Source organism: uncultured Albimonas sp. (assembly GCF_963977235.1).
Lineage (GTDB): Bacteria > Pseudomonadota > Alphaproteobacteria > Rhodobacterales > Rhodobacteraceae > Albimonas.
Genome location: NZ_CAXBOD010000100.1, coordinates 1 through 9,700 on the forward strand (window position 1 = coordinate 1; position 9,700 = coordinate 9,700).

6 protein-coding genes and 1 pseudogene are annotated in these 9,700 nt (G+C 66.9%); 6 read left to right on the top strand and 1 reads right to left on the bottom strand.

Annotated features, from left to right (window positions below):
* From AAC134_RS22780 to fusA, 6 genes and pseudogenes are all read left to right on the top strand, one after another.
* Positions 1-874: pseudogene (locus AAC134_RS22780) on the top strand (DNA-directed RNA polymerase subunit beta); the annotation flags it as partial.
* Between the two features lie 89 nt (positions 875-963).
* On the top strand, positions 964-5,232 hold the full coding sequence (rpoC, locus tag AAC134_RS22785; protein WP_339951920.1) for a DNA-directed RNA polymerase subunit beta': 4,269 nt from the start codon (positions 964-966) through the stop codon (positions 5,230-5,232).
* A 400-nt stretch (positions 5,233-5,632) separates the two neighbouring features.
* A complete protein-coding gene (locus tag AAC134_RS22790) occupies positions 5,633-5,863 on the top strand; it encodes a hypothetical protein (protein ID WP_339951922.1) in 231 nt (76 codons plus the stop codon).
* A 628-nt stretch (positions 5,864-6,491) separates the two neighbouring features.
* Positions 6,492-6,863 carry a 30S ribosomal protein S12 gene (gene rpsL, locus AAC134_RS22795; RefSeq protein ID WP_092859269.1) on the top strand — a complete coding sequence of 124 codons (372 nt, stop codon included), beginning with the start codon at positions 6,492-6,494 and terminating at the stop codon, positions 6,861-6,863.
* An 11-nt stretch (positions 6,864-6,874) separates the two neighbouring features.
* Positions 6,875-7,345 carry a 30S ribosomal protein S7 gene (rpsG, locus tag AAC134_RS22800; RefSeq protein WP_339951925.1) on the top strand — a complete coding sequence of 157 codons (471 nt, stop codon included), beginning with the start codon at positions 6,875-6,877 and terminating at the stop codon, positions 7,343-7,345.
* A gap of 78 nt (positions 7,346-7,423) precedes the next feature.
* The gene (fusA, locus tag AAC134_RS22805) at positions 7,424-9,565 is read left to right on the top strand and encodes an elongation factor G (RefSeq protein WP_339951927.1); all 2,142 of its coding nucleotides are present in this window, start codon (positions 7,424-7,426) and stop codon (positions 9,563-9,565) included.
* Here fusA and AAC134_RS22810 read toward each other — a convergent pair.
* Positions 9,511-9,700, bottom strand: a 190-nt coding sequence (locus AAC134_RS22810; RefSeq protein ID WP_339951929.1) for a hypothetical protein, incomplete at its 5' end; no start/stop codon positions are given. The two genes, fusA and AAC134_RS22810, sit on opposite strands and share 55 nt — an antisense overlap.

The following is a 9,700-nucleotide window of genomic DNA, read 5'->3' on the forward strand; positions in this document are numbered from 1 at the left end:
GAAGCGCAAGCTGCAGCCGGGCGACAAGATGGCCGGCCGTCACGGCAACAAGGGCGTCATCTCCCGCGTGGTTCCCGAGGAGGACATGCCCTTCCTCGAGGACGGCACTCCGGTGGACTTCGTGCTCAACCCGCTCGGCGTGCCCTCGCGCATGAACGTCGGACAGATCCTCGAGACGCATATGGGCTGGGCCGCGCGCGGTCTGGGCGCCCAGATCGGCGAGGCGCTGGACAACTACAAGCGTTCGGGCGAGTTCGCGGCCGTCGAGGCCAAGATGCGCCACGCCTACTCGGACGAGGTCTACGACGCCGAGACGTCGCACATGACCCAGGACGAGATCCTGGAGGCCGCAGAGAACGTCCGCGCGGGCGTTCCCATCGGCACCCCGGTCTTCGACGGCGCCAAGGAGCCGGACGTCAACGACGCGCTGGAGCGGGCGGGCTTCCACGTCTCGGGTCAGTCGACCCTCTACGACGGCCGCACCGGCGAGGCGTTCGCGCGTCCGGTCACCGTGGGCGTGAAGTACCTGCTCAAGCTGCACCACCTGGTGGACGACAAGATCCACGCGCGTTCGACGGGCCCGTACTCCCTCGTCACGCAGCAGCCCCTGGGCGGCAAGGCCCAGTTCGGCGGCCAGCGGTTCGGCGAGATGGAGGTCTGGGCGCTCGAGGCCTACGGCGCGGCCTACACGCTGCAGGAGATGCTGACGGTCAAGTCCGACGACGTGGCCGGGCGCACCAAGGTCTACGAGTCCATCGTCAAGGGCGAGGACGACTTCGAGGCCGGCGTGCCCGAGAGCTTCAACGTTCTGGTCAAGGAGATCCGCTCGCTTGGCCTGAACATGGAGCTGCTCGACAGCGAAGGCTCCGAGTAAGCGCGATCCGGATGACCGGCGCGGCGGGGGCGACCCCTGCCGCGCCGACCGGGCCGCTACTTGAATTCAAGCTCTATGGGAGCTGACTTATGAACCAGGAAGTCTCCAACGTCTTCGCGCCGGTGCAGGCCCCCCGCACCTTCGACGAGATCAAGATCACCCTGGCCTCGCCCGAGCGGATCCTTTCGTGGTCCTTCGGCGAGATCAAAAAGCCTGAGACGATCAACTACCGCACGTTCAAGCCGGAGCGGGACGGTCTGTTCTGCGCGCGCATTTTCGGTCCGATCAAGGACTACGAGTGCCTGTGCGGCAAGTACAAGCGCATGAAGTATCGCGGGATCACCTGCGAGAAGTGCGGCGTGGAGGTCACCCTCCAGAAGGTCCGCCGCGAGCGGATGGGCCACATCGAGCTCGCCTCGCCCGTCGCCCACATCTGGTTCCTCAAGTCGCTGCCCTCGCGCATCGGCCTGATGCTGGACATGACGCTGCGCGACCTCGAGCGGATCCTCTACTTCGAGAACTACGTCGTCATCGAGCCGGGCCTGACCGACCTCAAGCACGGCCAGCTGATGTCGGAGGAGGACTACCTCGACGCGCAGGACCAGTACGGCGAGGACGCCTTCCGCGCCGGCATCGGCGCCGAGGCCATCCGTGAGATGCTGGCCGAGATCGACCTCGACCGCGAGGCCGAGCAGCTGCGCGTGGACCTCGCCGAGGCCACCGGCGAGCTGAAGCCCAAGAAGATCATCAAGCGGCTGAAGCTGGTCGAGAACTTCATCGAGTCCAAGAACCGTCCCGAGTGGATGGTGATGACCGTGGTTCCGGTGATCCCGCCCGAGCTGCGCCCGCTGGTGCCGCTGGACGGCGGCCGCTTCGCGACCTCGGACCTCAACGACCTCTATCGCCGGGTCATCAACCGCAACAACCGCCTGAAGCGTCTGATCGAGCTGCGCGCGCCCGACATCATCATCCGCAACGAGAAGCGGATGCTGCAGGAGTCGGTCGACGCGCTGTTTGACAACGGCCGCCGCGGCCGGGTGATCACGGGCGCCAACAAGCGCCCGCTGAAGTCGCTCGCCGACATGCTCAAGGGCAAGCAGGGCCGGTTCCGTCAGAACCTGCTCGGCAAGCGCGTCGACTTCTCGGGCCGCTCGGTGATCGTGACCGGGCCGGAGCTGAAGCTGCACCAGTGCGGCCTTCCCAAGAAGATGGCGCTCGAGCTCTTCAAGCCCTTCATCTACGCGCGCCTCGACGCCAAGGGCCTGTCCTCGACCGTCAAGCAGGCCAAGAAGCTGGTCGAGAAGGAGCGTCCCGAGGTCTGGGACATCCTCGACGAGGTGATCCGCGAGCACCCCGTGCTTCTGAACCGCGCGCCGACCCTGCACCGTCTGGGCATCCAGGCGTTCGAGCCGGTGCTGATCGAGGGCAAGGCGATCCAGCTTCACCCGCTGGTCTGCTCGGCCTTCAACGCGGACTTCGACGGCGACCAGATGGCCGTGCACGTTCCCCTGAGCCTCGAGGCTCAGCTGGAAGCGCGCGTGCTGATGATGTCGACGAACAACGTTCTGTCGCCCGCCAACGGCAAGCCGATCATCGTGCCCTCGCAGGACATGATCCTCGGCCTCTACTACATCTCGATCGCGCGTGAGGGGCTGCCCGGGCAGGGCATGATCTTCGGCTCGATCGACGAGGTCGAGCATGCGCTGCAGGCCGGGGTCGTGCAGATGCACACCAAGATCCAGGCCCGCGTCCGCCAGATCGACCCCGAGACGGGCGAGGAAGAGGTCAAGCGGTTCGAGACGACCCCGGGCCGCCTGCGCCTGGGCCGGCTGCTGCCGATGAACACCAAGACGCCGTTCGATCTCGTGAACCGCCTTCTGCGCAAGAAGGAGGTCGGCGAGGTCATCGACACCGTCTACCGCCACTGCGGTCAGAAGGAATCGGTGATCTTCTGCGACCGGATCATGTCGCTGGGCTTCACTGAGGCGTTCAAGGCCGGCATCTCGTTCGGCAAGGACGACATGGTCATCCCCGACACCAAGTGGCCGATCGTCAACGAGACGCGCGAGCTGGTGAAGGAGTTCGAGCAGCAGTACCTCGACGGCCTGATCACCCAGGGCGAGAAGTACAACAAGGTGGTCGACACCTGGGCCAAGTGCACCGACCGCGTCGCGGCCGAGATGATGGCCGAGATCCAGGCGGTGAAGACCGATGACGCGGGCATGGAGCTCGAGCCCAACTCGATCTACATGATGTCCCACTCGGGCGCCCGCGGCTCGCCCACCCAGATGCGTCAGCTGGCGGCCATGCGCGGCCTGATGGCCAAGCCCTCGGGCGAGATCATCGAGACGCCGATCACCTCGAACTTCAAGGAAGGCCTGACCGTGCTCGAGTACTTCAACTCGACCCACGGCGCCCGCAAGGGTCTGGCCGACACCGCGCTGAAGACCGCCAACTCGGGCTACCTGACCCGTCGTCTCGTCGACGTGGCCCAGGACTGCATCGTGCGCGAGTTCGACTGCGGCACCGACAAGGGCATCCAGGCCTCGGCGGTGATCGACGGCGGCGAGACCATTGCCTCGCTCGCCGAGCGCATCCTGGGCCGCGTGCCCGTGGATGACGTGGTCGAGCCGGTCTCTGGCGAGGTGATCCACCCCGCCGGCACGATGATCGAGGAGCACCACGCCGACGCCATCGAAGAGGCCGGCGTGCAGACGGTGCACATCCGCTCGCCCCTGACCTGCGAGCTGCAGGACGGCGTCTGCGTGCAGTGCTACGGGCGCGACCTGGCCCGCGGCACGCAGGTGAACGAGGGCGAGGCGGTGGGCATCATCGCGGCCCAGTCGATCGGCGAGCCCGGCACCCAGCTGACGATGCGGACCTTCCACATCGGCGGCGCGGCGAACGTGGCCGACAACTCCTTCATGGAGTCTTCCCACGAGGGCACGCTCGAGTTCCGCAACCGCAACCTGATCACCGACCAGGACGGGCACATCGTCGTGCTCGGCCGCAACATGGTGCTGGCGGTCATGGACACCCGCGGCGCGGTCCCGATCGAGCGGGCGACCTTCAAGCTGCCCTACGGCGCCCGCCTGCTGGTGGGCGAGGGGGACCGGATCTCGCGCGGTCAGAAGCTGGCCGAGTGGGACCCCTACACCCTGCCGATCATCGCCGAGAAGGCGGGCCGCGCGCGGTTCGTCGACCTCAACCTCGGCGTCTCGGTGCGCGAGGTGACCGACGATGCGACGGGCATCTCCCAGCGCATCGTGATCGACTGGCGCTCGGCCCCCAAGGGGAACGAGCTGAAGCCCGAGATCCTGGTGCTGAACCCCGAGACCGGGGAGCCGGTGCGGCTCGAGAACGGCAACCCGGCGCACTATCCGATGTCGATGGACGCGATCCTCTCGATCGAGGACGGCCAGGACATCCGGGTGGGCGACGTGCTGGCGCGTATCCCGCGCGAAGGCGCCAAGACCAAGGACATCACCGGCGGTCTGCCGCGGGTGGCCGAGCTGTTCGAGGCCCGGCGTCCGAAGGATCACGCGGTGATCGCCGAGGTGGACGGCACGGTGAAGTTCGGCCGCGACTACAAGAACAAGCGGCGGATCACCATCGAGCCCGCGGACGAGAGCCTCGACCCCGTCGAGTATCTCGTGCCCAAGGGCAAGCACATCGGCGTCCAGGAGGGCGATTTCATCCAGAAGGGCGAGTACCTGCTGGACGGTCACCCGGCCCCGCATGACATCCTGCGGATCCTGGGGATCGAGGCGCTGGCCGACTACCTGGTCAACGAGGTGCAGGACGTCTACCGACTGCAGGGCGTGAAGATCAACGACAAGCACATCGAGGTGATCGTTCGCCAGATGCTGCAGAAGATCGAGATCCTGGACGGCGGCGAGACCACTTTCCTCGCCGGCGAGCAGGTCGATCGCGTCGAGTTCGACGAGATGAACGCCAAGGCCGAAGCCGCCAAGCGCAAGCCCGCCACCGGCGAGCCGGTGCTGCTGGGCATCACCAAGGCCTCGCTCTCGACCCGGTCCTTCATCTCGGCCGCCTCCTTCCAGGAGACGACCCGGGTGCTGACCGAGGCCGCGGTGCAGGGCAAGCGCGACAAGCTGGTGGGCCTGAAGGAGAACGTCATCGTCGGCCGTCTGATCCCGGCCGGCACCGGCGGGGCCACCGCGCGGGTGAAGAAGGTCGCCGCCGATCGCGACGCCAAGATCATCGCGGCCAAGGAGGCGGAAGCCGCCGCCGCGGCGGTCGAGATGGGCGCCGAGATGGAGGTCGAGACCGGCTCCGGCGGCGCCTCGATGGACATCATCGAGGCCGCTCCCGACGGGACGGACGACCTGACCTGATCGCGGCGCGTCCGCACGCAGATCTGATGACATCAAGGCCCGCCCCCAGAATCGGGGGCGGGCCTTTCCAATTTGGCGCCGCAGGGTCGACATTCCCCCTCGCTCGCCGGCGATTGACGGCCATTGGGCTCGCGGATCGTTTCGTTGTGGGACGAATTAGTGCGTTCGACTTGCGCTGGATCAAGGTTCGTTGCGGGAAAAACGTTATTTCACTGACATGAATAGGACGAATGATCACCAGCGACACGGGAATGGCATGACTCACGCGTATGACGATCCTCGCCTTGGCGGGGCTGGCCTGCAACGCACCCGCGAGGCGAGAGCGACGAGCCCGGAGAGTGGGAACGCGTCGGAATGCCATGAAACGAAGAACGAAGACCGCAGGGAGCCGGCGTCCACATTGGGCTGGCACGCCGGCACGGAAGCCCCAGTCGCCGTCGAGGGCGGGCTGGTGGAGCGTGAAGCGGCCAAGGCGCTGGCCGCGCTCGAGGCGCTGGCCCGCTGCGCTCATTTCGGCCGCGGGCGCCCCGAGCTGGCGCATCGCCTGGCCATCGCGCTCGCCCTGATCGACGACGCCCTGGCCGGGGCGGCGCGCGAGCTCTATGAGAACGCGGCCGAACCCGAGGAGTGAGGCTCAAGGCAGGGCCTCGCGCGCCGGTCCCGGCAGGGCGAGAGCTCGCCGCTGCAGGGACCGACCGCCGCGAACCGGCCGCGGCGCCCGATTCTCGCGGGGGCCGCGCCGACCTCGACGTTCCCGGCCCCGGCGCGCCCCCGGCCGCGCCAGGACGGGGCGACGGGGACCGAGGCGGCCGGCTTGCGGCCGCCTCCGCCGGCGGCGCGCCGCGCCCGGGCCGCGCGCCTCGCGTGCGACAACGTCCCCCCTGTCGGGACCGCCCGCGAAGCGATTGATATCGCGCGCGGATTCTGCGGATTGTCTGGCCCCGTCCACGGCGGCGAACTGCTTTCTCTCCCCACGCCCGGCGAGAGTTGACACCACCGGGGACCCTGCGTAGGTTCCGCGCACTTCCGGCACGGCGAGTCGCCGCGTTCCGGGGGGAAGCCGACCACTAACGGTCATGATCCGGGCCCTCTAGAGGCGCCCCGATCCTCTGCAAAGCGCCGCAGGCGACCCGGATACGGGGCGTCGCGGTGTTTCGCGCATTCGCGGAAGCCCGCGATTCGCGAGAAAAAGTTTTTGCGTCGTCGAGCCATGGGGGCCGCGGCGCGTACGAAGGAAGCAGCGAGAGGGTTCGGGCCTGATGCCGACCATTCAGCAGCTGATCCGGAACCCCCGGCAGCCGAAAGTCAAACGCCAGAAGGCGATGCACCTGCAGGCCTGCCCGCAGAAGCGGGGCGTCTGCACGCGCGTCTACACCACCACCCCGAAGAAGCCGAACTCCGCGCTCCGCAAGGTCGCCAAGGTTCGTCTCACCAACGGGTTCGAGGTGATTTCCTACATCCCCGGCGAGGGGCACAACCTCCAGGAGCACTCTGTGGTGCTGATCCGCGGCGGTCGTGTGAAGGATCTTCCCGGCGTGCGCTACCACATCCTGCGCGGCGTGCTCGACACGCAGGGCGTGAAGGACCGCAAGCAGCGCCGCTCCAAATACGGCGCCAAGCGGCCTAAGTGAGGAATTGAGAGATGTCGCGACGTCACCGCGCGGAGAAACGTGAGATCCTGCCCGACGCCAAGTATGGCGACAAGATCCTCACGAAGTTCATGAACAACCTCATGTACGACGGCAAGAAGTCCGTCGCGGAGGGCATCGTCTACGGCGCGCTGGAGCGGGTTGAGACCCGCCTCCGCCGCGAGCCGGTCGAGGCCTTCCACGAGGCCCTGGACAACGTGAAGCCCTCGGTCGAGGTCCGCTCCCGCCGTGTCGGCGGCGCGACCTACCAGGTCCCCGTCGAGGTCCGGCCCGAGCGCCGCGAGGCCCTGGCGATCCGCTGGCTCATCGACTCGTCGCGCAAGCGCAACGAGAACACGATGGAAGAGCGTCTCGCCTCGGAGCTCATGGACGCCTGCCAGGGCCGCGGCACGGCCGTGAAGAAGCGGGAAGACACCCACAAGATGGCCGACGCCAACAAGGCGTTCAGCCACTACCGCTGGTAACAGACTGCAGGACGCCCCCGACACCGGTCGGGGGCGCTCGACTCCCTACGCACCTCCTCGGACCCAAGGACGAGACCGATGGCCCGCGAATATTCGCTCGAGCGCTACCGTAACTTCGGGATCATGGCGCATATCGACGCCGGCAAGACGACGACGACCGAGCGCATCCTTTACTACACCGGCAAGTCCCACAAGCTCGGCGAAGTCCATGACGGCGCCGCGACGATGGACTGGATGGAGCAGGAGCAGGAGCGCGGGATCACCATCACCTCCGCGGCGACCACGACGTTCTGGTTCCGCACCGAGGATGGCAAGAACCCGACCGGCATCTACGGCGACACGCCCGACGAGGCCCGGTTCCGGTTCAACATCATCGACACCCCCGGCCACGTCGACTTCACCATCGAGGTCGAGCGTTCGCTCGCCGTCCTCGACGGCGCGGTGTGCGTGCTGGACGCCAACGCCGGCGTCGAGCCCCAGACCGAGACCGTCTGGCGTCAGGCCGACCGCTACAAGGTCCCGCGGATCGTGTTCGTCAACAAGATGGACAAGATCGGCGCCGACTTCTTCAACTGCGTGCACATGATCAAGGACCGCACCGGCGCCCAGCCGCTGCCGATCCAGTGCCCCATCGGCTCGGAGACCGAGCTCGAGGGTCACGTCGATCTGATCACCATGAAGGAGTGGGCCTGGAAGGGCGAAGACCTCGGCGCGTCCTGGGACGTCACGGAGATCCGTGACGAGCTCAAGGACAAGGCCGAGGAGATGCGCGCCGAGATGATCGAGCTCGCCGTCGAGATGGACGACGAGGTCATGGAGAAGTACCTGGAGGGCGAGGAGCCCGATCAGGCGACCCTGCGTCGCCTGATCCGCAAGGGCACGCTCGAGATGGCGTTCGTCCCGGTGCTGTGCGGCTCGGCCTTCAAGAACAAGGGCGTGCAGCCGATGCTGAACGCCGTGATCGACTTCCTGCCGGGCCCCCTCGACGTCCCGCCGTACATGGGCTTCCTGCCCGACGACGAGACCGAGACCCGCAACATCGCGCGTCACGCCAACGACTCCGAGCCATTCTCGGGCCTGGCCTTCAAGATCATGAACGACCCGTTCGTGGGCTCGCTGACCTTCACCCGCGTCTACTCGGGCATCATCTCCAAGGGCGACTCCGTGCTCAACTCGACCAAGGGTCGGAAAGAGCGCGTCGGCCGCATGATGATGATGCACTCGAACAACCGCGAGGAGATTGACTGGGCGGGCTCGGGCGACATCATCGCGCTGGCCGGCCTCAAGGAGACGACCACGGGCGACACGCTCTGCGACATCTCCAAGCCGGTGGTGATGGAGACGATGACCTTCCCCGATCCGGTGATCGAGCTGGCCATCGAGCCCAAGACCAAGGCCGACCAGGAGAAGATGTCTCAGGGTCTGCAGCGTCTGGCGGCCGAGGATCCCTCCTTCCAGGTCTCGACCGACATCGAGTCCGGTCAGACCATCATGAAGGGCATGGGCGAGCTTCACCTCGACATCCTGGTCGACCGCCTGAAGCGGGAGTTCAAGGTCGAGGCGAACATCGGCGCCCCGCAGGTGGCCTATCGCGAGACGATCTCGCACGACGCCGAGATCGACTACACGCACAAGAAGCAGTCCGGCGGTTCGGGCCAGTTCGCGCGCGTGAAGATGGTCATCAAACCGACCGAGCCGGGCGAGGGCTACAGCTTCGAGTCCAAGATCGTCGGCGGCTCGATCCCGCGGGAGTACATCCCGGGCGTCGAGAAGGGCGTGAAGTCGGTGATGGACTCCGGTCCGCTGGCCGGCTTCCCGGTGATCGACTTCAAGGTCGAGCTGATCGACGGCGCCTTCCACGACGTCGACTCCTCGGTCCTGGCCTTCGAGATCGCCTCTCGCGCGGCGATGCGCGAGGGTCTGCGCAAGGCCGGCGCGAAGCTGCTCGAGCCGGTGATGAAGGTCGAGGTGATCACGCCGGAGGAGTACACCGGCGGCATCATCGGCGATCTGACCTCGCGTCGGGGCCAGGTGACCGGGCAGGACAGCCGCGGCAACGCGGTGGCGATCGCCGCCTTCGTGCCGCTGGCCAACATGTTCGGCTACATCAACAACCTGCGCTCGATGTCCTCGGGCCGCGCGCAGTTCACCATGCAGTTCGACCACTACGAGCCGGTGCCGTCGAACATCAGCCAGGAGATCCAGGCGAAATACGCCTGATCAGCATCAACCGCCGCCGGGATCCCATCGGGGATCCCGCGCTGGCTGCGAATTGACGGAGAAAAGCCATGGCCAAGGCCAAGTTCGAGCGCAACAAGCCGCACGTGAACATCGGGACGATCGGGCACGTCGACC

Excerpts from the sequence above, each read along its gene's own strand:
- rpsG (WP_339951925.1), top strand. The coding sequence starts at position 6,875 with ATGTCGCGACGTCACCGCGCGGAGAAACGTGAGATCCTGCCCGACGCC.
- fusA (WP_339951927.1), top strand. The coding sequence starts at position 7,424 with ATGGCCCGCGAATATTCGCTCGAGCGCTACCGTAACTTCGGGATCATG.
- rpsL (WP_092859269.1), top strand. The coding sequence starts at position 6,492 with ATGCCGACCATTCAGCAGCTGATCCGGAACCCCCGGCAGCCGAAAGTC.
- rpoC (WP_339951920.1), top strand. The coding sequence starts at position 964 with ATGAACCAGGAAGTCTCCAACGTCTTCGCGCCGGTGCAGGCCCCCCGC.